Consider the following 26,053-nt stretch of genomic DNA (forward strand, 5'->3'; position numbering starts at 1 on the left):
ATGAAAGTTCCGTTTAATTTCTCAACATCAATTATTAAAGATGAATATGCAATGACTGACAAGGTGTTTATGGTTATATGTAAAAATTTAGTATTCATATTTCACGCAAATTCGGTGGACGAGGCAAGTAGATATATTACGTCAAATTACATCGACCCAATAAATTCGCATGTAGCAATAATTGATGTCACAAACTCGATCCTTGGTCTGATGATTAATAAAGAAAGTGCAGATAAAATCGTTTGGAATATACGAAGGTATTGAGAGAAATATAAATTTTCATAATTCAAGATTTTATAATTTATATAGTCGTTAAATTCTGGGTAACCAAATGTTATCACACTGCTCCTTTCTTTGTTTATTGGCTATTACTAACAATTTCTATATTGAATTGTATCATCAGTATAAAACAAAAACTTAAGAAACTTGATATTATAGTTTCCATTTTGACATTTACAGAAGGAGAGCCTATGTTAAAATATTTTGAAAAAAAAAATACATTAATTGGTATTTGGATAGGGACTTGTTTAATTGTCTTATTTTTATCAACAATGGTTGGTAATGCTGTCGTTTCACTTTTACAGTCTTTAACTGACTTCGGTCATCCCCATACACCCCATCTTGAAGTAAAAGACTTTTTTTCGTTTCAGTTAAATATCTTTTTCTATTTTTTATTGATGTGTCTTGCAATTTTTTGTGCAAGTATTGTAGTTTACAAGATTCGTTCGAACTTTGCTTCGTTAGAAAAAGGGCAGAAAGGGACATCACGGTTTACAACTTTAGATGAATTACAAAAACAGTATCGAGCAGTACCTGAGAAAGAAGAAAAGTTCCCAGGTGGAGGAGGGATTCCAGTTTCTCGGTACCAGGATAAAATTTTTATAGATGATTCACCAGTAAATAATTTAATAATCGGGACAACTCGTTCTGGTAAAGGGGAGACCTTTGTTTTTTCAACAATAGATCTATATAGCCGCGCCGAAAAACAGGCGTCAATGATACTAAATGATCCAAAAGGAGAATTGCTTGCAGCTTCAAAAGATACTTTAGAAAAACGAGGTTATCATGTCGAAGCACTTAATCTATTAGATCCTCTACAGAGTATGTCTTACCAAATTCTTCAGCTAGTGATTAAACACTATAAACAAGGTAACTATGCTCAAGCACAACAAAGTGCAAACTCAGTTAGTTTTATGTTGTTTAATGATCCGAATTCGAAAGATCCATTTTGGCAAAACTCATCTATTTCACTTTGTAATTCCTTAATATTAGCAATTTGTGATAAATGTATTAAAGAAGGAAGGGAAGATCAAATTACAATGTATTCCGTTGCGAACATGTTAAATACGTTAGGTGGTAAAACAATCAAATATAATGATGGTTCAGAAGACAATGCACTAGATTTATATTTTAGAAACTTACCAAATGATAGTGCTGCCAAAATGCAGTATGCTACATCAAATTTCGCTTCTGGTAATACAAGGGGAGGAATTTTCTCAAATACATCCTCAAAATTAAGTATCTTTACAATTGATAACGTTGCAAAGATGACAACTAAGAGTAGCTTTGATTTAAAGAAGGTGGGATTTGGTCGAACAGTTGTTGGAACTTCAAAACCATTAACACGTATTAATATGGAGTTTCCAAATGGTGAAATCGAATCGATACGGACCGATGCAAATGGTAACTTTGAATTGAACTACACGAACACTATCGAAAATGGAGAGACAATTGTATTTAGAGAAAAGGAAAAGGATCGTTCATTAGATGTAATGGTTACATCAATTGATAAAGAAGGAATAGTAGAATTTACTTATGAAGGTGCGAGTGAAGTCATTCGAATTCAAAAAATCGACTCCTATCAAAAACCGATTGCTGTATTTATGATAACACCCGACTCAGATCCTTCACTTCATGTCATTGCTTCTCTATTTGTTACTCAACTTTATACAGAGTTATCCATTAATGCCTCTGTCACAAAGGGTGGAAAATGTTTGAGAGAAGTAGTTTTCATATTAGACGAATTCGGTAATATGCCGACAATTCCAAATATGGATACGAACTTAACAGTTTGTTTAGGTCGTGGTATTCGATTTAACTTAATTATACAAGCATATAGTCAATTAAAAACGAAATATGGAGATGCCTCGGAAACAATTGATGGTAACTGTAATAATACCATCTACATTCTAACAACAGACGAAACGACTGCAGAACGGATCTCGAAAAAATTAGGAGAAAGAACGATTACTACAAAGAGCCGTAGTGGTCATACGTTATCGTTCGATAAAAGTAAAACAGAGAGTGTAGATGGAAGAAGATTATTGACATCAGTAGAGTTAATGCAACTTCAAGAAGCTGAAACCGTTATTATTCGGATTATCAAACGGCAAGATTTAAATCGAAACCGTATTACACCTTATCCAATCTTTAATTCGAAAGAAACGGCAATGAAGTATAGATGGGAGTACCTATCTGAGGACTTTGATACGAACAAATCAATCAATGACATTGATATTCGTTGCTTGCATGCAGATGTGAATTTAAAGAAATTAATCATTAATTTTAACGGAAGTAATCGAAACCCTGTTGAGGAAGTATTTCAAGCTTTAGATGAGAAACTTGGCCAATATGTTAAATCGAACCAAGAAGAACCCCACCAACCTGATACGTCAGATCCTGAAGAGCCTAAACTAACAGATTGGCGACAAATGGATATTCAAACGTTTTTCAAAGGTGATAGCTTAATTTCTTTCATTGAAAAACATGAAAGTGATATTCGGACTATGAATATTCTTGATTTTAATGATTTACTAGTCAATTTACGAGAAACGAATCAAATCAAGATGAATATCTATACGGCAGTGATTGATAAATACAAAGCTTTAATTAATGAATATGAAAATAGTTAACTACTGGAGGTAAGGAAAAGTGAAAAAAAAGATTAGCAAGCTACTAACAGCGATGATAGGACTCTGTTTACTAACCATCATTTTAACAGCTTGCGGGAAGCCCCCTTTTAATGGAGAGGGAAAAATCATTAATATTGATGTAAAAGAGTATCAACAGTTTGTAGATGGTAAAAAAGACGGATTTGTTTATGTAAAGCGTCCGTTTCCTGAACAAGAAAAACGATATTTAGATCAATTAACTAAAATGGGGAAGGAAAAACATTTTAATGTTTATGTTATTGATGGTGGTTTAGATCTTTATAGCAAATATATTCATCAAATATCTAGAACGATTGTTTACTATAAAGAAGGTACCGTAAAATCTACTGTAGATCTTGAGAAATTTGAAAAAGAACAAGTAGATTTAGCTATCAATCAATTTCTTCAAGATGTGAAGGAGAATGAGTAATGAATGAAACGGTCCAAATTCTATTAAAATTCTCAGACCATCTAGAAATTTCAAATCCAATTAATTATATGTTTAGAATTATTGGATGGTTAATTATTAATGGTTTAGTTTGGTTAGTTGATTCACTATCGAATGTAACGGATTCCATTTTAAAGTTAAAATTATTTTTCACAGACAATCAAATACACGATCTAATTGATCTCTTAAAGCCATTATCGATTACGTTAATGGCTTTTTCTCTTTTATATTTAGGTTATTTAATAATGTTTCAAAAAAAAGTGAATCGAGAAGCCATTGTAGTGAATATCTTTATGTCTCTTGTTGTTTTTACAATTTTAGGAACAGGGATGGAAAAGACAAATAAATTTACAGACCAGGCAATTGAAGGTTTTGGAATTTCAGGTACTCAATCCATTGCGAAACAAATTGTAAAGGACAACATAACGGATGTTTCACAATACGATTTAACTAATTGGGAAATAGTGAATTTAGATAAACCAAATAAGATTCCAAAAGATAATATATTAAACATTTCGATAACAGAACCAATTGATAAAGATTTTCAATTTGATAATAATAAAGAATTGAGTCAAAACGGGCAGTATGTTTTTGAAAATAAACTTAGTTACGGAGACAGTGGTACACCAAAAGAAGTCGAATTAGATAAAGGATTGTTCACGTTCGATGAAAATTATTACCGTTGGGATTGGAACTTTTGGACGATTGCGATCACGTTAGGGGTTATGGCGTTTACCATGCTGACAATTGCGATTAAGTTAGCTAAGTTATTTTTTGAATTAACATTCAATTATGTACTGGCTACCATCATTGCGCCAGCCGATATCCATTCAGGCCAAAAGACGAAACAAGTTATTCAAAATATCCTTAATATCTTTATTACAACCATCATGATATTTATGTCGCTTAAGATTTATACAATCGGAACTGGTTTTATTACGCAAAAACTTGATGGAATTGCCTATGTAATTGCATTATTCTCATTCTCTTTAGCTGTGGTTGATGGGCCAAATATCGTTGAGCGATTATTTGGAATTGATGCAGGTCTCAAATCAGGTTGGGGAGCACTTGCAGGTGCATATGGTGCTGCGAAAGGTATGAGTAAAGGAGTTAAAGGTATTACAAGTTTAACAAAGTCTTTGGCACAAGGTGGTGCTAATACAGTTGCAAGTATGGCTGGTGCTGCGAAAGGACTATCATCGAATCAAATGAATTTATCAACTAATGAAGATTCTAATGGTACGATGAACAATCAAAATGATTTAACTCAAAATAGTAAAGATGACAAACAAATAAATGAAACAAATAACGAACAGGCTAGCTTAGAAGCGAATGCAGGAATGGGACAAATTGCTTCATCCCTCGAACAAGAAATGGATCAACAACAGGCACATGATAATCCAAATCAGCCAATCGGTCTACATGAAGAAATGAATGCAAGTGGTGTAAATAGACCATCTTCTGAAATGGAAAACCAACCAGGGCAGTTAGGGGAATCTACACCAATTGGTTTACATGAAGAAATGAATGCTAGTGATGTAAATTCATTATCTTCAGAAATGGCGAACGAACCAGGACAATTGGGAGGCGAATCTTCACCAACTGGCTTACACGAAGAAATGAATGCAAGTGGTGATAATTCTTTAACTTCTCAAATGGAAAGCCAAGTAGGGTCAGTTGAAAATGCCTCAATTAATGGCCTACATCAAGAAATGGATAAAGAAAATTCAATCGCAAGTGTAAGGTCAGATGAACAATCCAATGTCCAAAGTGGATTACAGAAAGAAATGAATAATAGTCAACCAGCGCAAACGACAAATAATCACCTTTCATCGAGTGTTCGTACAAACGAGCCAATGAAAAATTCATCTGTTTCATCAAACCAAAACGGTCAACAAATAAGTCCAGGCAGTGCCAATAGTCGTAAACCTATGCAAGAAACTAGACATGTTGGCCAAGTGATAAGAGATCGATTCACTCAAGCGAAACCTGTTCAAAGTGTTCAACGTTCATATAAGATAGGTGAAAATACTGGATCAGCGCTTCGTAATAGCATCGCAAATTATCGAGATAAACATCGAAATAGTCGAAATGAGGAGAGATAATATGGCGAATTATCGGATTCCGAAAGAGGTTACTTCTGAATTAAAAATTAATAAAGCAATTTACCTATTTGATCTATTTTTCATCATGGGTTTATTACTAGGGGCAATGGTTTTGGGGAATCTCGTTATAACTTCCTTAAAACAATTTTTTTATGTCTTTGTTGGTATTGTCGGACTTGTTTTTATACTACGTCCATACACAAACCCTCAAAAACGGATGTATCAAGCTGTGTTAATCGCTGCTTCAAGAAAAAAAGAGACGTATTGTGCGATCGATGAAACTACGAACGAAAGGAATGAGAACCAGTGAGTTTGAATGAAAAGACCGTTAATCTTTCACTCGTTGAAAAAAATAATCCAGTAACGAGTACACCAGCTATATTTGATGAAAGTCAAATAATTATGAAGAAAGAACAGAAAGAAGATAAACCAATCATTAAAAAGAGTATTGCAGACATCATTCCAGTGATTGATCTAACAGCTAATGGATTTATTGAACTGAGAAATGGCGAATTCATGGAGATTCTACAGTTAACCACAAAAGATGTGTATTCGTTAAATGAAGAAGATAAAAATCTAAACATCTATTCATTTGCCTTTTTCTTACAGTCGTATTTAGAAGATATGAAGATTGTACCGTTAAACTTTCCTGTCGACACAACCATTCAACAACAACATATCCAACGAAAACTAGAACGTACAGATAACCAACTGTATGTTCCTTTTTTAAAGAAAAAGCTAGAGGAATTACGATTTATTGAAAAAAATCGCACGAATCGAGAATATTACTTGTTTCTTTATTCAGAAAGTGAATTTACTTTAAAGAATAAAGCCATTCAAGTTGAACGATTGTTACAACGGACAACACCAATTAGTCTTTTAAGTGAGGAGAAGAAGATAGCGATTTTGTACAAGCTGAACAATTTAAATTCAAAGACTAAGTAAGGGTGAGGATGAAATGAAATTTTTAACAACAGTGTTTTCACGGTTTAAACAAAGGGAAACAAATCTGACAGATAAAGAAAGGAATGGTTACAATCCGTATCTAGTAGCTGAAATACAACCGCAAGGTGGAATCAAATTTGAAGAAGCGTTCATTCGAAAAGGTGATGGTTATGAAACATGCATCCATGTATATGATTACAATACATTAGTCAGTGATATGTGGTTAGAGCCGATTTTAAACATGCCAAATGTTGTTGCGACCATTGATATTTCAACACCTAATCGAAAAGAAATTGTCGACTCGATTAATAAGTCGATGGCTGAACAAAACGTTCGACACGCCACTGCAAAAGATAATATTGATCGTATCGATGCCAGGGAAAGTTTCCAGGAGTTAAGTGAGATGTATGATGCCATTACACAAGGTGAAGTCATGAAACGAATTCATCTACGTCTCTATATTAGCGCAAAAACACTCGATGAAATTGAGAGAAACACAAAGGATGTTATTGAAAACTTAGAAGCTCAGAACTTCCGTGGAAGTATCTTCTTAAATGAACAAGAATATGAATGGGAGGGACTTTTTACAAGTTACTCGACACAGTTGAAGTATACGAATAAACGAAAAGGAAAAGAGATTCCATCTCTTTCTCTTGCAGGTGGATATCCTTTTCATTTCACATCATTAGATGATCCTTACGGCACTCATTACGGGACAACAGCTACAAAAGGTAATGTCATTTGGGATTTATTTCATAGTGACAATCGAAGAAAGCATTACAATGCGTTAATGATTGGTAAAATGGGTTCTGGGAAATCGACATTACTAAAGAAAGTTGCATTAGATAATGCGATTAAAGGCTACTATACACGCATTTTAGACATTACTGGTGAATTTGAAGGGCTAGTTAAACAATTAGGAGGTAAAATAGTCGCATTAGATGGTAGTGAAGGGTTAATTAATCCTCTTCAAGTGTATGCGACTGCAATCGATGAAGATGGTGAAGTCAATGAAGAAGGTAGTTTTAGACAGCATTTAAGTAAATTAAACGTCTTTTATCGATTTTTAAATCCAAATGCTCCTGATACAGAGCTTAAAGAATATGAAAATCTTTTACGAAATTTATATGTGTTAAAAGATTTATGGAGTGAAGATGGGCCGATTGACATTACAAAGAAAAAAGCAATTGAGTATCCGATTTTTTCAGATTTTCTTTCGTATGTACGAGACGAATTATACAGTGATTTTGATAAAAAAGTCTTTCGAACGAACTTAAGTGAAGATCGAATTAAGCGATTAGGTGATATTGAATTAAACATTGATAACATGGTAACGACTTATGCCCAACTATTTAATGGTCATTCCAGTATCGAAAATATTAACAAAGAAAAAGTCGCTTCATTTCCACTTCGACACTTGTCTGCGATGAAGCCGGAAATCTTTCAAGCGCAGTTGTTTAATCTCATGAACATGTTGTGGGAAGGGATGTTATACAATGGTTCTCCTCAGTTTCGAGCATTTAATAAGAAGCAATTACGCTTCGAAGATGCCATTCGTTATTTGATCTTAATTGATGAATCTCATCACATCATCAATACTCGAAAAGGGTCTGAACATGGTGTGGAGTACATTGAACGATTTATGAGGGAAGCACGTAAATATTTCGGTGGCATCTTCTTTGCGAGTCACTTAATCACTGACTTTGTACCTGAAAATGCGGATATAGGTGCAGCAGAAAAAGTAAAAAATCTATTTCGTTTAACACAATATAAAATCATTGCGGAACAAGATTCCGAATCATTGAAGAAGCTACAAGAAGTCTTTGCGAACCAATTAACAGAGAGTGAATTAGCTCAAATTCCTTATTTAAGTAGAGGAGAAATCTTCTTAAGTATCTCAGGTGTAAAGAACATCAAATTAAAAGTAGATGTGTCAAAAGAAGAATTAGACTTGTTTGGTGGGGGTGCATAATGCTATGCACTTTATATTAAATTTAATTCCTAAAAAGTTTTATGTATATGGTGCCACGATCCTCATTGTTAGCCTGCTCGTGCTAATTATGGGGATTTTTATTGTACTCGTCAACAACACTTCACAACAAGGAACAGATTTCGGAATAACATTCGATACAACAGGATTCGAGATTGGAAGTGCGCCATTAAATGAATTAGTAGAAGGTTATCGCGATGATATTTACCGAGAAGCAATGGCCAACGGAATCACTCAATATACAGACCTAATTCTTGCCTTAATAATGCAAGAAAGTGCTGGTAGAGGAAGTGATCCAATGAAATCTTCAGAGAGCTTGTGTGGTTATATTGGCTGTATTACTTCACCACAAGCGTCCATCACACAAGGTGTAAAACATTTCAAAAATGTAATGGAAAGTGCAGGACAAGACGTATTGCTAGGGCTTCAGTCTTACAACTTTGGCGGAGGTTTTATTGACTATGCAAAAGAAAAAAACGGTGGTAAATACTCGAAAGAACTAGCGATTGAGTTCTCGCAAATGATGTATAGTCAGTTAGCATACACAGGGAAGTATTCTTGTATCCGAGGTGATTCAGTCCCAACGGGAGCCTGTTATGGAGATCCCTTATATGTAGATGCAGTATTAAAATATTATCATCCAAAGAGTGTTGCAGCACTTGATAGTTTACCTTTACATGATGGAAGTGCACTTGCAAATGCGAGTGGAAAATTAAAGCTAGTTTTAACAGAAGCATACAAATATGAAGGCATGCCTTATGTCTTTGGAGGTAACAATCCGGAAGAAGGATTTGATTGTTCATCTCTTATGCAATGGATTTTTAAAGAAGCTAATGTGAATCTTCCACGTACCGCAAATGAACAATATAAAGCTGCAACTAAGATCACACAAGCGCAATTAAAACCTGGTGACTTAGTCTTTTTTAGTGGAACATATAACGCCGGTGTAACGGTAACACACGTCGGCATTTATATTGGAAATGGAAAAATGTATGATACTCATAGCGTAGGAGTAGGTGAAACTGATTTAACTAATTCGTACTGGAAATCACATTTATATGCTTATGGTCGAGTGGCCAATTTTGATAATTAGGATGTGAAATATGGATACTATTAAACTAATAAAATGGCTAGGAGTCTATTTACTTATATTTCTAACAGCTATAAATTTATACTTTTTTGTTCATCAACAGAAAGAAAATAGCAATCTATCTAAACTAAAAGAACAGAATATTTCCCTTCAAAATGAAAACATGAAAATGAAAGTAACGGTACATTTATTTTCTCCTACTAATCGAGTAAAGCATTATCAAACGATAATCGAAGATGCAAAATTATTTGTTCACTCAGCTTATGTTCAACAAAAAGAAGGATACTCAGAGCGCCGAATAGCTGCAAAAAATATCATGACAAATGAATTATGGGAGAGATTTTTCCCATCAGATACAACGTACCAGGACCAAATTCAGACAAGTATTTCAAACGAACAATACTATGTTCAAGAACTAAAACCGAATCAAAATCAAGTCGATGTGATGGTTGCGTTTACACATCAATTGAAAGTTGTTGCGATTGGAAATGTCGATAAAACAAATTTAATTGTCGTTGTTTCTTTTCAAAAAATGGGTGAGAAGTGGATAGCGACAAACATTAAAGATGTCAGTGATTCAACAAAATAAACTGAAAAGGAAGAGGTAGATGTTTAAACGAGATCGAGTGAACTTGCGAAAAAAATCATCTGTTTTTTTTATGGGAATCCTACTTTTTGTGACATTAGGATTCTCATTTTTTTTATCTTCAAAATTCATTTTTACTGAAAAAATACCAATTAGAAATACAACAATCAATGAAGAATTATCGATTCCAGGTAGTGGTTCGGTCATCATTCAATCATGGTTGTATGATCCGTCTAAGAACGAAATGGAAGTCACACTTCTGACGAAAGATATCAAAAATCTGGAGAACGATGTGCTATTTAATGTCTTCCAACGAAACGGAAATTCGAATGGTTTACAAGTAAAAACGGTGTTTAATGATGATGAAATTTACGTCTTAAAAATCTATGGACTATCAAATGAATTTCAACAAGTAGCATTAGATGTCATCAAACAAACGGATGAAGAGTTTAATGAAATGGAACAAACGAGTCATCAAAAATCGGAGAAACATAAACAAGTTTTAACAACACTTTACGCAGATCAACGAAAAGTAAAACTAGAAAAAATTGACGTAAAAACAGATAAAGAGTATGAAGTTTATCTATCTGATGTGCTTATTGAAGAAACAAATCTTCAAATTAAAAGGGCTAAAAATGATATCCAAAATGAAGAAACAAAGCAACAAACGATTCAAAATGAAATCAAAAACAATGAAGAGAAACTCATCTATCAAACAGAAGATGAGAAGGCAGAAACACAAAGTATCATTGATGGATACCAACAATTAATCAATGAATCAAGTGAAAAAAAGAAACAGTTTGAAGAAAAAATAACGTTATTAAATGAAAAAATTGAGAAGCTAGAATTGAAAAAAAGAGAGAGCAATTTAAGTGGGGAATTGTAAGATGAGAAGTGATTTTAACTTCTCTTCTCTTTAATTTCTAAAATTCAAAAAAGCCTATAAAGCGCCTATTTCGCATTTTGAAAGAGCCTATAAAGCGACTATCGGGCAAAAAAATGCGCCTACAAAGCGCCTATTTAGCGATTTTTTGAGTACCCAAGAAAACACTAGGCTTTGCCTAGTCCCACAACCATGTTGGGGGCAGTTTTTCCTTATGCTCTTTCTCTTCGATTTTAGTGTTTGGCCAAATTCAGTTCATTAACAGAAAAGGAGTATAGAAATGGAAATAAAAATTAGAAATCTAGATCCAGTGATTGTGAAAAAGTTTGATGAGATGGCAAAGAAAAGTTCAATCTCACGAGATAAATTATTATGTTCAATCTTAACTAAAATTGCAGTAACACCTGAAGTAGATGAACGTGAAAAAAGATATGAACAACTAATTGTGAAAAATATTGAGATGATGGAATTGATGAGTCTTGAAGTTGGGCATTTACGAAATATCATTACAGAATTGATGGAAGAGTGATGACTACATGGCAACAACGAATCGTGCAGCAAGTGTAATCGTGAAATCAAAATTTGTGTTACCTAGTAATACCACCTTTCAAACCTATATTGATTACGTAGATCGTGATGAAGCAAAGCGAAATGAAATGTATGAAGACTATTCGAGCTATAGTCAAAAGAGTCTTGTTCTTCAAAAAAGTAATCAAAAAAAATTTATTCAAGAGAAAGAACTTTTAATTGAGCGATTGAAAGAAAATGTTAAAAGTGAAAAAGAAAAAATCAATAAACTGTCAGCTAAAAAAGAACAATACAATGAGTATCAAGACTACTTGGATGATCTAAACTCGGTACAAAAACTATTTGCTTTTCAGTCTGAAATTTTTAGTTTTAGAGAGAAAAAAGAACTACAAGATACCTTTAATCAATTAGTTCAAAATCATAAATCGTATGAACAAGATTTTGCGATTGATGAAAAAATTTTAGAGTTAACCACAAAACAGATTAGACTGCTTGTTAAACCAAAACAAGTAAAAATAGATGAAACAATCGAACGGAAACAAAACTATCTTCTTTACTTGGAAAAACGAATTGAAAAAGAAGTAAATGTGGTAGATCAAACAAACGAACGTTTAAAAGATTTTGATTCCTATATGGACTATATGGGCAGCCCAGAAAAGACGTCTTCATTGTTTACGAGTAACACAAATCATTTAGATGATAAAGAGAAACTCGAAGTTAAAAATATTTTTCAAAATGCACATGATAAAGGAAGTATCATGTGGCAAGATGTTATTAGTTTTGACAACAAATGGTTAGAAGAACATGGATTGTATGATTCAAAGACGCATGTTGTTGATGAAGAAAAAATGAAAGATGTTGTTCGTCTAGCGATGAATGAGATGTTAAAAAAAGAGAACATGGAGGATAAATCATATTGGTCAGCAGCCATTCATTACAACACGCAAAATCTTCATGTTCATATCGCAACAGTTCAACCTGAACCTACGAAAGAAAGAGGGAAACGGAAATTAAAATCATTAGACGCGATGAAATCAAAAGTCATTAACAATATAATGGATCGTTCTCATCAACAAACGAAAATTAATGACATCATTCGAAAAAGTATTGTCGATTCAAAAAAGAAAGACAGTACTTTTTCATTTAAGAATCGTTCCTTTAAAAAAGATTTTCTCGCAATCTATAAAAGACTTCCCAATGATCGTAGACAGTGGTCATATGGCTATCAATCGATATCAGAAGTGAAACCAATGTTAGACAAATTATCAAAAGAATATATCGGGAAATATCACAAGAAAGACTTTCAAGATCTTCTCAAAAAATTAGATAAAGAAGTTGAAGTCTATAAAAAAACTTACGGAGAAGGAAATGCAAAACGATATAAGAATTATAAGGAGAATAAGGTAAATGAACTATATAAACGATTAGGAAATGATTTTTTACAAGAGATAAAAGAGTATGATAGGGCACAAAAAAAATTAGAAGAATCGCTTAAAAAAGGTTCTTCAAAGAGAGAGAATTTGAAAAGAAATGCTGGTTTAAATCAATTGAAGTATGGCATTGAACGCATGTTAAATAGTGAATATAAAAATTGGAAGAATCAAATGGCATATCAACGTCTACAACAAGAAATTGAATTTGAAAGGTAGTGTAATTGAATGAAAGAGGAAAAAAAACAATTTAGAGTATCACTCAATGAAGATGCAATTGATTATATTGAAGAAATAAAAAGAGAACAAAATATTGGATTTAACGGAGATGCAGTTGCATTTTTGATTAAAGATCATCAACGGCTAAGAAGAGAACAATGGTCACTTAATCATATTTCTAAATCTGTCATGACGATATTAACGGATTCGATTAATCAAAATATACGAGAAGAGTTAAAGCGAGTCAGACTAGGGACAAACAATACAGATCGAAATACTCAAATCTTAATCGAACTATTCAATGGATTAATCTATCATCAGGATATTCCTGACATTATCACAACTGAAGATATAAAAATGGCTGCAATTAAAACAGCTGAAAATATCGTTCAAGAGAGAATAGAAAATAAACGACAAAGAAAAATTGATTGGGAAGAAAAATATCAAAAAAAGGAGGGGTAATAACATGACAGTATCATTAGGAATTGTCAAAATGGTAGGGGAAACTGAGGTAATCTTATCAAATGAAAAGGAAGATTTTGTGATTCCATTAACGCCAGATGAAGTGAAATGGTTACATTTTAAACTATTAAGTGAAGATGAGTTAATTATTCCATTTGATGAAAATTCAAAAACATTAGTAGAGGATTTACCAATACCTTCTGAATGGAACTTAGAAGAATTACAGGGCGACGATAGTTATGAAGTTGATGAAGAGGGTAGCGTAATCTAAAATAGATGGAAAGGATGGTTAAAAATGGCGATAAAAGCGTATCAACCTAAAACCTCTGAAGAACGACAAAAAGAGATACATGATCTAACAGAACAATTGAACCAAAAAGTAGATTTCTATTTTCATTCATCTGAACAATTAAAAGAGTACCTACTATTTAAATCGAAATTCTACAATTTTTCGAATCGAAATGCAGCGTTAATCGAAAATCAATTCCCAGGGGCAGAAGCTGTTGGGAATTTTCAATTTTGGAAGAAAAGTGGATTCACAGTCAACAAAGGTGAAAAAGGCATTAAGATATTCAAACCAATGAAATTTGACTATTTAAGACGTGAGAAAAATGGACCGAAGATCCCAATTAGTAAAGCAACAGAAGAAGAAAAACGATTGATTCAAGAAAAGAAAATCAAAGTCTATACAGAATTAAATTATACTATTACGCATGTGTTCGATATCGCGCAAACAAATGCGAGGGCTGAGGATTTACCAAAGCTTTTTCCAAATAGATGGTTAGAGAGCAAAGTAAAGGATTATGATTTAGTCTATCAAGCATTAGAAAAAATTGCTGAAACTAACGGAATCAAAATTGTAGCACCATATGAAGAGTTAGGTGCAGCAAAGGGTGTTTGTTACTCCGAATTAAAACAAGTCGCCTTAAATCCTAGAAACAGTGAACTACAAAATGTAAAGACTTTGATACATGAACTAGTCCATGCTGTTCTTCATACCTTGGAAAAGCGAAATGACTATAATCAACATGAACGAGAGTTCCAGGCAGAATTAACTGCATTCACAGTAGCTTCATACCTAGGGCTAGATACATCTGAATATAGCTTAAAATACATTCACTACTACACTCAAGATGAATCAAAATTCGAAGAAAAAATTCGTTTGTTAGATGAAGTAAAGGAAACTGCACATTCGTTTATTGAAACAATCGAATCAGAGTTAGTACAAGAAAGAAATCAAGGACAGGAAATAGAGGAAACGCTAGAACCGAAAGTCGTTTTTGAGTACTCAGACATAAATGAAGTAAAACAAGGAACAGAAATGACCTTAACAGAAATGACCTTTAAAGAAGCGAATGACTTCTTATTTCAGTTTAACCAGGAGCTACAGAAAACGATTAATGAAGATGGTACCCTTAGACTGAAAAATAATGAATGTTTTGATGTATCAGTAAAATATAAAGTGATCGACGTTGAGGGAAATATCTATACACCTCAAACGTTTATGATGTCAAAAATGGAAGAGAACCAGCCGTTTTCATCCATCGCAAAACAAATTTACATTCAAGAACCAAAACTATATAAAGAGCTTTGTGAAACCTACTTACTGTATGGTGGAGAAAAAGTAGTCCATAAAGTACAAAATGAAAATGACCTATCTCTTGAAGAAATTCGAGAACGTTATGGTCATTTTTATTATGTTCAAAATAACATGTCCAAAGCTGAGTTAGTTCCTATTAAGGATATGACGGATGAACAGATCCAACGAGTGTTTACAGATCAAAACTATCTCAATCTCTTTAATCAACCAGGTATGTACGAATTAACAGATGACAAGGAAATTCTTAAACAAATTAATCAGTTTGATGGAAGAATGCTCGGTTCTGATAAAGTTATCATCACTGATAAACACATCACAGAGCCAATGGGATATGTTGTTTGGAGTGAAGCAGTCATTACGAAGCAATTAATGCCATTGAAAGAATTAGATAAGGTCTTACAAGAAGCTGAGTTTGAAGCAAAACATCATCTTGGGTATGAAAAAACAAGAGTCCATTATCTATACCCTAATGAAACTGGTGAAATGATCGTAAGAGCAATGGACAGAATTGATTTCGGAGATGGATCTTTCAAATCGATTGTTGATGAGTTAAAGAACCATCCTTCACACAAAAAAGATCTTGAGTATATGCAGTCTAAATGGGATATACAAGCAAATAGAGAAGCTGGTCCAGTCTTAACAAAAGAACATGTAAAAAAACAAATTGAACAGTATGTAGTTGAAAGTTTACAAGCAACTGAGATAAATAGAGGACTTCGTGCATATGGAAGTACTCGTTCTGAAGAAAATGAATGGATGGTTGATAAGTTTACTCATATTGCGATGAAAGAAGAATTTTACACGAAAGAAGACGTAAATGATATTCGTGAAAGAACAACTTCTAATTTTTATAATGAATTGCACAAAAAAGATCAAGAGAAAATCCATACGTTAGAAACAGACTACATAACGTATCTTATCTTGCTTCAAAAAGAAAAAAAAGGCCCTTTGACAGAAGAGGTGATTCTTGACCGTTTAAATGCCGAAAACGTGTACTATCAGTCAAAAGAAACGTTACTGTCTACTGGTGTCATGACAAAAACTACAGTTGGAAAGATGGAAGAAAAGGTATCAGCTCTTTTAAAGGATCATAGCCTACAAACATCATTTGCGAAACCATTCGCACATGAAATGGAAAGGTAGTGGATTAGTTGGTGGCAACGTCAAAATATGTCTCATCAGATGAGATTTTAAGCGCAAAACAGATTCATTTAATCGATTATTTAGAAGCAAAAGGCGAACATCTAAAGAAAGAGAGTGGAGCCAGTTATTATCGCCACCAGGAACATGATTCGCTTGTCTTTAAGGATAATCTCTATTATTGGAATAGTAAGCAAGAAAAGGGCGTAGGAGCTATCTCTTTTGCGATGATGTATTATCGATTAACCTTTCCAGAAGCAGTGAAAGAAATTAATGACCTAAAATATAACGAAAAAAATAGAGAACAACGTCAAATTGAACTAAACAAAAAGCAGGGACCATTTCGGTATCCTGCTTTTTTAGATGTCAAAGAGACAGACGCAATACAAAACTACTTAGTAAATGAACGTAAAATCAATCCTCGCTTGGTGGATTGGTTAATAATGAATGAATTTATCGTCCAGGATCAACGGAAAAATGTCGTCTTTAAGTGGAAAGAACAGGGTGGTAAAGGCGAAGTAGTAGGGGCTAACCGTCAAGGAACAATCAAAATGGATAATAGGAGAGGCAGTTTCAAACAAATACTTCCGAATGGAAAAGAGCATAGTGGATTTACGATTGATATTGGTAAACCAACAAAGGTTATTGCGTTTGAAAGCCCAATTGACCTCTTGTCCTATTGGTCCATTAAACAAAACAACTTAACGAATGTACGATTAGTGAGTATGGATGGATTAAAGCCTAAAACCATCGTTCAATCGCATATTGATGCCAAAAAAGAAGGACATGCCATTGAGAAATGGGTACTTGCGGTTGATAATGATGAAGCTGGTTGGAACTTTATAGAAACCATTAAGAAATTAGTAAAGCCATCTGTACTTGAAGTGGATCTTCCAAGTGAGAAAGATTGGAATGACCAATTAAAAAAGCAAATGAAAATAGCCAATATGAAGCAATTAAACATGAAAAATAATACCGAATTAGTATTAGAAAGATGAAAATAGAAAGACTGATTTCATTTTATAATTAGTCTTTCTTTATCTTATTAGAAGAAAATATCACGTACCGTAAGGGTTAATAAAAAAAGGGGTAATATAAATGAGCAGAGTGGTCATTTTAGCCGAAAAACCATCACAAGCAAAAGCCTACGCCGAGGCCTTTTCAGTAAAAAATAGAACGAAAACATCCATCGAATTAAATTCATGCAGCACATTTCCAAACGGAGCAACTATTACATGGGGAATTGGACATTTAGTTGAGCTAAAACAACCTGAAGAATATAACCAGGAGTGGAAAAAGTGGTGTTTATCCTCCTTACCGATTCTTCCAGGACAATATGAATTTAAAATAGCTTACGGAAAATCAGAACAATTCAACGCCGTTAAAAAGTTATTTAAAGAAGCAGATACTATCATAAATTCTTGCGACATAGACCGCGAAGGAGCAAACATTTTCAATTCAATTTTTAACTTAACAGGTGTTAAAAACAAACAAATCAAACGGTTATGGATCAATTCATTAGAAGTTGATGAAGTAAGAAAAGGGTTTGCGAATTTACATGATAATCAAAAGGATCTACTACTATACAATGAAGCAAAAACAAGACAAATTGCTGATTGGTTGGTTGGCATCAATGGCAGCCGTTTATATACGTTATTACTTCAACAAAAAGGTTTAAAAGATAGCTTTTCGATTGGACGGGTTCAAAGTCCAACAGTATATCTAATCTATCAACGACAGTTAGAAATAGATAACTTCAAACCAAAGCCTTTCTATGAGATTGAAGGGGATTTTACCGTTGCCAACGGTAATTATAGGGGAAAGGCAAAGATTAAAAGTGAGAAAAAAGAAGTAGTACAAGCAATATTAAATCAACATCATATTTCAGGACAAAACGAAGGATTTGTAAAGTCTATCACAAAAAATAAAAAGCGCACTAAGTCACCAAAATTACATTCACTTTCAACATTACAAGCATCTGCGAATAAAAAGTGGAAAACGAGCACTGCGAATGTTCTAAAAACAATGCAATCTTTATATGAAAAGAAATTAGTCACTTATCCTAGAACGGATATGCAACTCATCACAGAGAATGAATACAATTATCTGGTCTCCAATGTAGAAAACTATCAAAAGATTGTTGGACAACAATTTGATTATTCAAAAGTACCAAACAAACGTTATGTTGACGGTTCGAAAGTCCAGGAGCATTACGCCATCATTCCAACTAAAACTATTCCTTCTGAAAGTAATTTACAAGACTTAACAAGAGACGAAAAGAATATATACCTTGAAATATTAAGAACAACACTTGCAATGTTCCATTCGGATTACATTTATGAGGAGACAAAAGTCGTGACAAATGTCAAAGGTCTTGAATTTCAGACGACTGGCAACACAGAAATAAGTAAAGGTTGGAAAGAATTATTTAAAAATAATGAAAAAAATGAGAATCAAACGAAAAATGAAGGCTCACAAGCCTTACCAGTATTTCAAATAAACGAAAGAGTAGTAAGTATTGTGAAATTAAAAGAAGGAACTACAACCGCACCTAAACCTTATACAGAAGGTCAATTGATTTCAATGATGAAAACATGCGGTAAATCAGTTGAAAATGAAGAAGAAATGGAGATTTTAAAAGAAGTGGAAGGGCTTGGAACGGAAGCAACTCGTTCTGGGATCATCGAAACAATCAAGAAACATGGTTATATTGAAGTGAAAAAGAATATTGTTAGTGTCACCGAAAAAGGGAAAATTCTATGCCAATCAATTGAAGGGAATTTGTTATCAAGTCCCTCCATGACTGCGAAATGGGAAAGGTATCTACATAAAATCGGTAGTGGTGAAGGTTCACAATATGTATTCTTATCAAACATTGAAAAGTTTCTAACGAATTTAATTGATGAAGTGCCAGGTCAATTAAATTCTGAATCAATTAATAAAGGTATTGTAAGGCTTGACAATGCTGAACAGATTGGACAATGTCCTAAATTCAAAAAAGGTTCAATTGTTCACCGAAAAACATTCTATGGCTGCACAACATATAAAGATGGCTGTAAATTTTCGATTTCTGGAACATTTTTGGGTAAATCTATTAGTCCCTCAATTGCTCAAAAATTGTTGAAGGGGAATAAGACAGCACTTATTAAAGGATTAAGAGGAAAATCGAAAGAGTTTGACGCTTATCTAAAACTGAATCAAGATGGTAAGATTGAGTTTGAATTCAACGATTAGAAAACCTTTTCTCAAAAAAAGTAGCATAAATTTTCAAATTGAGAAAGTTTAACAGTACTCTCAGATTTTTTTACAACATAGACTGACTAAACTTTCAGGGAATCGGTCGGTTAAAGCAAATGAATCCTTTTACAAAAAGAACAGCTTCTATTAGCTATTTTTCAAAATGAGAAACAAAGAATCTTTATTCAAAAGATGCAATTAAAAGAATTTTTAATTATACAGGCTGATATGTTTAGTAATTTCCGTAGTATCAAAAACGGGGAATGGTCATAAGTAAGTAAGAAAGTAAGTAAGAAAGTAAGAAAATACTATTCTCCTCTTCTTTTATTTAATTAATCTGAATAATTGATCCGAGTTCCATTTTATTATTGAGATATTTAAATTACCAAATAGTAACGTTTTTCAACAAATGAAAATCATAAACTGCAATTTTTTTCATTGTTTTCATCAAATTCCCCCAATTGACCATGTGTAAAATTACCAATAAAATCTATAATGTCATAATTTTATAAAAATTTAAAAAATGTGTTCTTCAAAATAAGATAGGTTAAACATAGTTAGTATTATATAATGAACAGTTCCTTTAAGAAGAGTTCAAGTACATTTAACTGTTGTTTCTTATTTCTATATATTTGGAGTGATTATTAATGCACCGGTCTTATAGGACAGTATTTTCACACATTTTTTATAGTTTTTGTAATGATTAAATCTATTGATAAATAAGGAGAGTAGTAGTGAAATTATTTAGAAATACATTAATCCAAAAAAGTTTGATATGTTTAATTACTTTTACGCTATTAATCTGTATGATTCCATTTCAGAAATTCACTGGAATCGTCAAAGCGGCATCACCAGTTCAAATTGAAAATGCAAAAATTCAACGTTATGATTCTGAACATCCAAACGATTTCAATGCTGATAAACTGGTTGTCTCTTGGACACCAAATTCAGAATTTACTAACTATCGAATTAAAATTGGACTTAAACCGGGAGGGGCAGAGATTGTTAACACTGTAGTATCAAACACTAGTCAGTTTAAGTATTATAAGTCTGTTCCATCATTGTTAACTTACTACTTATCAATTTCTGGTATTAATAAACAAGGAGAATCAACTGAAATTGCAACTGACAGTGCTTTTGCTCGAAAAGTTTACTCCGCATCTCTTGTATCAAGTAAGATTCCTGATTCAATAGATATAGATAGCCATCAAACCGCGTCAATTACAGTTAAAAACGATGGTCTTGAAAGTTGGACAAAAGAAAAAGGATATCGTCTAGCCAGTTCCGAAACAGATTATTTTACTGGGAATGACGAAATTCAATTAGATAGTGGTGATCTCATAAAGACAAATGAATCGAAAACGTTCGATTTACCATTTTACTCTGGAAAAAAGGAGACCACCAAAACTTCGAAGTGGCACATGGTTAGAAATTCAGATAAAATCAGTATAAATGCTGAACAAGCAGTTGCAGTTAAAAAAACAGATAATGATGCAAGTACAACGACTCAGAACGCAGACACTCCTTCAGTATCACCATTAACTGTCGCTCCTACTGGATATTTTACAATAGATAATGGCGCTAGTTTTACTAACTCTCGAGATATACATATTGAAACAACCATTACAAATGGCTATAGTGGTACTATTTATGAATCCGTTTCTTTTGACGGTATCAATTACCAACCATATGTAGGCTTATCAAGTGAAGGTCTAACATGGAGAACTCCACCTGGAGACGGTCTGAAAAATGTTTATGTAAGAATACGTGGAGAATTCGGAAATATTAGTGATTTAGGTTATAAGACAATATACTTAGACGAAACAATGCCAAAAGCAGAATTGGAACCAATTAGCCTAAATACGGATACGACTAGTCATCTTGAGATAAGTGGAACAGCGACCGACAACAATTTCGATCATTATCAACTACAATATGTTCAAGATGAAACTAATATGGATCCGGTTGACATTAGCACTACAACAGACCAAGTAAATGATGGGGTTTTAGGTTATTGGACACCTAATGTTTTGAAAGGATTTTACACGATCTATTTAAAGGTAACCGACGTAGCAGGGAACACAAGCTATGATTCAAATCGTGTCATAATTGGGGATGAGTATTATAAACAATTTGGTTACCAGGGAATTGAGAATTTCTACAAATATGACACACTGAAACTTGGTAATGGTGCTTTAAATATTAACCTTCAAGCGGAAAATGGAGTCGTCCAAATTCCGGATATTAAAATGCATACGGAAGGTTCACTTAGTTACCAATTAGTGAGAACTCTTAATAGTTCAGAAATTGGATCAGAGTCTTGGTCTCCCTTTGGACAAGGGTGGACATTTACTGGTAGTGAAAGAATTGAAACAGACGAGGATAAGCAAAGTATAGATTATTATGATCAAAACGGAGCGCTTCATCAGTTTTATTCTGAGGATGGTAATAACTATACTGATTTAAGTGGTTCTAAATTAAAATTTTCGATTAGTGATTTTGACGGACAAACGGTGAAGTTTCAAATAACAGATTCTACAGGATTAAAGAAGAATTTCGTAGGTTCATACGGTAGTTACACTTATAATATAGACTCTTATGAAGACCTGAATCACAATAAAATTCAATTCGAATATAATAGTTCTAAATTAGTAAAGATATACGAAAAAAATTCTTCAGGAACTCAAGTAGGCACACCAATAATATTTTCTTATCAGGGTCAGACTGTATCCAGTGTAAAATACGGTGATATTACAATTGATTACACTTTCTTAAATGGTTACTTGAAAAAAGTTAGTTATCAGTACAAGCGAAGTTCAGGACAAACCTTGACCTATTCAACTGATTATACTTATGATGCTAACGGTTCAATAAAAAGTTTTACAGATCCTAATGGTCATACCACTCAGTTTACTTTTGGAGATGGAAACATCCAAGTTACGGATCCTGACGGAAAAGTAACAGCTTATAACTATAGTGATGACACAACGACGGTCACTTCTGGAAACAAAACAGACACTTATTATCTAAATACAAGTGATTATAGACGACCGGTCGATACAATAGTTACCAGTGACGGCTCTATTACATCATACCAGTATAATGATGACTTAAATTGCACTTCAGAAACTACAACGACAAAGGATAACGACGGCATTACGACTGGACAAACTATCCTTACCAGGGTATTTGACTCTCCATACTATCTTTCTGAAGAGCAAGAGCAAACAATAACATATGAAAATGGGGTACCGGGCGAGCCAGAGATCGAATATACAACTAATTATACTTATGGTTTTAATGATGGAATTGACCAATTAGGCTTTTTCGCGTTAGGAGATTATGACGGTTCATCAATTCGTAATGAGGATAAAAATGGGATTGTAACTTTCAGCACAACAAACATTGATAACAAAGGAAATGTCACATCCAAAAAATCAACAACAACAGAGAATGGAACTACAACTGATTCAGAGAACACAAGCTATACCTATGATGACATGGGGCGTGTCAGAACTGTGATCAATCCGGACTTATCAAAATACACCTATGAGCCTGACGGTTTAGTTACGGTACAAAAGAAATATGCAAATCTAAATGACACCACACCGATCTCAGTAACGTCAACAACAAGTGATATTTATGGCAATCCGGCGGATGAAACAGATGCAAATGGGCACAAAACCTCATATGAGTACAATCCGTTAAATGATACCTTGCTTACGATTACAGACGCTAAGGGTAAAACGACATCATATGAATATGACAATAACGGCAATCTGACATTCTCGAAGGATGCACTTGGTCGCGAGAAGAGCTATACGTATGATGTGAATAATCAACCGTTTACGGCCACTTTGCCGGTTCTTGGATCCATGCATTACCATTATAATAGTGACCGATCTTTGGATACGTTGACGAAGTTCTCTGGTATTACACAAACTAACACGTACGACGACAATAAAAATGTACAAGACATTGTGACAAGCAATGGTTCAGGGAACAGCCTAACTCAGCACAACGATTATGATAGTAGCAACAATGTCACAGGTATTACGCTTAAAGACCAATCTGGCAATGTGATCTCTAGCAAGACATTCGATTTTAACAGCGGTACCGGAAACCTTGATACCAATACGCAAGGGGACAATTTCTCGTTAGGTTATCAGTACAATGATTCAAAAAATATAAACAGTGCAACCAACAAGTCGATAGACTATAAAAATGGTTCAGGTACAGAAAATTGGAGCCTTGCACAAACATTGAGTTATTACTCAGATGGTAATTTAAAGACACTTTCGACAACGGGGCTCAGTCAGCTCATGTCGTATGCTTACAGTTATGACATAGCGAATAAGAAGACGATCCTTCGCGTCAATCCAACGTCTAACAGTGAGTTGTTTTCGAGGACATCCACTCTAAATACAGTAAATAAACTTGACACCATCACATATGCAGGTGCCGTGAATCAAAGTATCTCATATTTGTATGACAATGCCGGTAATATTAAAAGTGAAACGACGTCAAACGGAACATCCTCATATCAATACGATGAGAATAATCAGTTGACAGATGAAACTCTACCAGATGGCACTACTAATAGTTATAGCTATGACGCTGTTGGAAATCGCACATCTGACACTCACAATGGTGTAACACATTCCTATACTTATAATGCTGGTAACCAAATAGCGACCAAAAATGGTGTTTCGTATTCTTATGACAGTGACGGAAATGTGACTAAAGACGAAAATTACAAATACGAATACAACGTTCTTGGACAACAGACTCGCATTACGACACTCCAAGGTGTAGAAGTCGCTCGTTATGAATATGATGAGAACAACTTACGTACGAAGAAAATCATTGGAAATGAAACACATGAATATTACTATGAATCTAATAATCTTTCATTAGAAATTATTCGTGATGAGAATGGTATTAAGCAGTACAGATACTACCAATGGGAACCTGCAGGAACACCGCTTGGAATGGTTATACGTGATAAAGATGGAAGTGGAAATTGGCAAGAAAAAGTCTATCATTTTTTGACAAACCATAGAGGCGACGTAGTATCTATTTTAGATAACAATGGGAATAATATAGGTTCATACTCATATGATGCCTATGGGAATGTGTTAAGTGAAACAGGACAAATTGCGATAGATAATTCTATTCGTTATGCAGGATATTATTATGATAATGAGACGAAACATTATTATTTACAGGCACGTTATTATAATCCTGAGAATGGTAATTTCTTAGCACTGGATCCTTATTCGGGAAAAAATAATGAACCTCTTACTCAAAATGGATATACTTATGCGAATAATAATCCTGTGATAAATTTTGATCCATTAGGAGCTTCATCAATAAGTATAACAAGAGGACACATGGCAACAGCTCTTAATATAGCAATAATTGTAATCGCTCCTTACTATGCTATTTATTCTGAAAGAGCATTATTGAAAAAAATGTTGCAAATGGGTAAACGTCAATTAGAGATTACATTAAAGGATGCTTTAAAACATATTGGTTATAAAATTGCTGCAACCACAATTAGTACCGTTGTAAATATAGTATTTGAGATTACTGGAAGTTCCATTGGAGACTTGTTGGCGATGGGATTAGACTATGTAGACGGAAAATATGATAAAAAAATTACGATTAAATATTAATTTTTAAAAAATTTAAAATTAAATAAAGAGGTTATTCTTGTGGAAAGTTTAGATGCTTTATTAATATTAGGATGTTTTTTTTATCAATGGTTAATGACCATTTTTTTTAAAGCTTCATTAAAAAGAATCTTTACACATTTCTTTATCGCTTTAATTATTCTTATATTATTAGGACTAGTATATCCTCAAATTTTAACACTTACAGAAGTATTAGGGATGTATATTTGTATTTTAGGAATAATTTACGTAATTTATTTAAAAAATAAGTTGCGTTTTGATCAACCAATGTTTTCTCAAATAATGAATTATTTGAAAAATAAACACAAATTTGAATTAATAATTGGGTATGATTATAATGGAAACTTTTCAGACCAAATTTTTAAATTGAAGAATACTCATGAAGATAAAATTGTTCTCGCTCCAGTATTTGCATTCAAGGAAACATCAACGCAAATTTTTTATTTAGCTTTGGATTATGTGGTGTACAATATAAATAACGATTCATTTATTAAATACAAAGAAATTAGTGCAATGACAAAAAAAGAGCAGAAAATATTTCATGATTTAGAGATTCGAAAAATTGAAGTGATTAATAACTTAGATAAAAAATAAATAAAATAGTTTTACTCTACCTACGATTAATTCTTACTAGTAAGTACTCATTCTTACAAACGAATTATAATCGTAGGTTTTTTATACAGTTTAGATTATTATTTGTTGTTAAAATAGAATAATACAGTTTTATAATTAATAGGATAATATTCTTGTCTCAGATTACCTTA

19 protein-coding genes are annotated in these 26,053 nt (G+C 33.3%); all 19 read left to right on the top strand.

The window, feature by feature from the left end:
• The 19 genes from CN692_RS10685 to CN692_RS10775 all read left to right on the top strand — a co-directional run bounded on the left by CN692_RS10685 (position 1) and on the right by CN692_RS10775 (position 25,883).
• On the top strand, positions 1-264 hold the full coding sequence (locus CN692_RS10685; RefSeq protein ID WP_098119150.1) for a hypothetical protein: 264 nt from the start codon (positions 1-3) through the stop codon (positions 262-264).
• A gap of 206 nt (positions 265-470) precedes the next feature.
• Entirely contained in the window at positions 471-2,912 is a 2,442-nt protein-coding gene (locus tag CN692_RS10690) for a VirD4-like conjugal transfer protein, CD1115 family (RefSeq protein ID WP_098119151.1), read from the top strand.
• 19 nt (positions 2,913-2,931) lie between these two features.
• On the top strand, positions 2,932-3,360 hold the full coding sequence (locus CN692_RS10695; RefSeq protein WP_098119152.1) for a hypothetical protein: 429 nt from the start codon (positions 2,932-2,934) through the stop codon (positions 3,358-3,360).
• Positions 3,360-5,483: a pLS20_p028 family conjugation system transmembrane protein gene (locus tag CN692_RS10700; RefSeq protein WP_098119153.1), complete on the top strand. Its 2,124-nt coding sequence runs from the start codon at positions 3,360-3,362 to the stop codon at positions 5,481-5,483. Before CN692_RS10695 ends, CN692_RS10700 begins: the two co-directional genes overlap by 1 nt.
• 1 nt (position 5,484) lies before the next feature.
• A complete protein-coding gene (locus CN692_RS10705) occupies positions 5,485-5,793 on the top strand; it encodes a DUF5592 family protein (RefSeq protein ID WP_098119154.1) in 309 nt (102 codons plus the stop codon).
• Complete coding sequence (locus CN692_RS10710) at positions 5,790-6,428, top strand: hypothetical protein (RefSeq protein WP_098119155.1); 639 nt, start codon at positions 5,790-5,792, stop codon at positions 6,426-6,428. The genes CN692_RS10705 and CN692_RS10710 overlap by 4 nt, the downstream gene beginning before the upstream one ends.
• 13 nt (positions 6,429-6,441) lie before the next feature.
• A complete protein-coding gene (locus CN692_RS10715) occupies positions 6,442-8,400 on the top strand; it encodes a VirB4 family type IV secretion system protein (RefSeq protein ID WP_179874414.1) in 1,959 nt (652 codons plus the stop codon).
• Between the two features lie 4 nt (positions 8,401-8,404).
• Positions 8,405-9,511 carry a bifunctional lytic transglycosylase/C40 family peptidase gene (locus CN692_RS10720; protein WP_098119156.1) on the top strand — a complete coding sequence of 369 codons (1,107 nt, stop codon included), beginning with the start codon at positions 8,405-8,407 and terminating at the stop codon, positions 9,509-9,511.
• A gap of 10 nt (positions 9,512-9,521) precedes the next feature.
• Positions 9,522-10,097, top strand: a complete 576-nt coding sequence (locus tag CN692_RS10725) for a hypothetical protein (RefSeq protein WP_098119157.1) — start codon at positions 9,522-9,524, stop codon at positions 10,095-10,097.
• Positions 10,098-10,116: 19 nt separating this feature from the next.
• Positions 10,117-10,980: a hypothetical protein gene (locus CN692_RS10730; protein ID WP_098119158.1), complete on the top strand. Its 864-nt coding sequence runs from the start codon at positions 10,117-10,119 to the stop codon at positions 10,978-10,980.
• A gap of 277 nt (positions 10,981-11,257) precedes the next feature.
• Positions 11,258-11,506 (top strand): hypothetical protein, encoded by a 249-nt coding sequence (locus CN692_RS10735; RefSeq protein WP_091024467.1) that lies wholly within the window; start codon positions 11,258-11,260, stop codon positions 11,504-11,506.
• 7 nt (positions 11,507-11,513) lie between these two features.
• Entirely contained in the window at positions 11,514-13,154 is a 1,641-nt protein-coding gene (gene mobP2 / locus CN692_RS10740) for a MobP2 family relaxase (RefSeq protein WP_098119159.1), read from the top strand.
• A 9-nt stretch (positions 13,155-13,163) separates the two neighbouring features.
• Positions 13,164-13,616 (top strand): hypothetical protein, encoded by a 453-nt coding sequence (locus tag CN692_RS10745; protein ID WP_098119160.1) that lies wholly within the window; start codon positions 13,164-13,166, stop codon positions 13,614-13,616.
• 4 nt (positions 13,617-13,620) lie between these two features.
• Positions 13,621-13,887, top strand: coding sequence for a hypothetical protein (locus CN692_RS10750; RefSeq protein ID WP_098119161.1), 267 nt, complete (start codon positions 13,621-13,623; stop codon positions 13,885-13,887).
• Positions 13,888-13,911: 24 nt separating this feature from the next.
• A complete protein-coding gene (locus CN692_RS10755; protein WP_098119162.1) occupies positions 13,912-16,359 on the top strand; it encodes a SprT-like domain-containing protein in 2,448 nt (815 codons plus the stop codon).
• A gap of 11 nt (positions 16,360-16,370) precedes the next feature.
• Complete coding sequence (locus CN692_RS10760) at positions 16,371-17,354, top strand: toprim domain-containing protein (protein WP_098119194.1); 984 nt, start codon at positions 16,371-16,373, stop codon at positions 17,352-17,354.
• Positions 17,355-17,454: 100 nt separating this feature from the next.
• A complete protein-coding gene (topB, locus tag CN692_RS10765) occupies positions 17,455-19,590 on the top strand; it encodes a type IA DNA topoisomerase (protein ID WP_098119163.1) in 2,136 nt (711 codons plus the stop codon).
• Between the two features lie 737 nt (positions 19,591-20,327).
• Positions 20,328-25,271, top strand: a complete 4,944-nt coding sequence (locus tag CN692_RS10770) for an RHS repeat domain-containing protein (protein WP_098119164.1) — start codon at positions 20,328-20,330, stop codon at positions 25,269-25,271.
• A 39-nt stretch (positions 25,272-25,310) separates the two neighbouring features.
• Positions 25,311-25,883 carry a hypothetical protein gene (locus tag CN692_RS10775; RefSeq protein WP_098119165.1) on the top strand — a complete coding sequence of 191 codons (573 nt, stop codon included), beginning with the start codon at positions 25,311-25,313 and terminating at the stop codon, positions 25,881-25,883.
• The last annotated feature ends 170 nt before the right edge of the window (positions 25,884-26,053 follow it).

Origin of the sequence: Bacillus sp. AFS002410 (genome assembly GCF_002556365.1) — a bacterium.
Taxonomy (GTDB): Bacteria; Bacillota; Bacilli; order Bacillales; family Bacillaceae_G; genus Gottfriedia.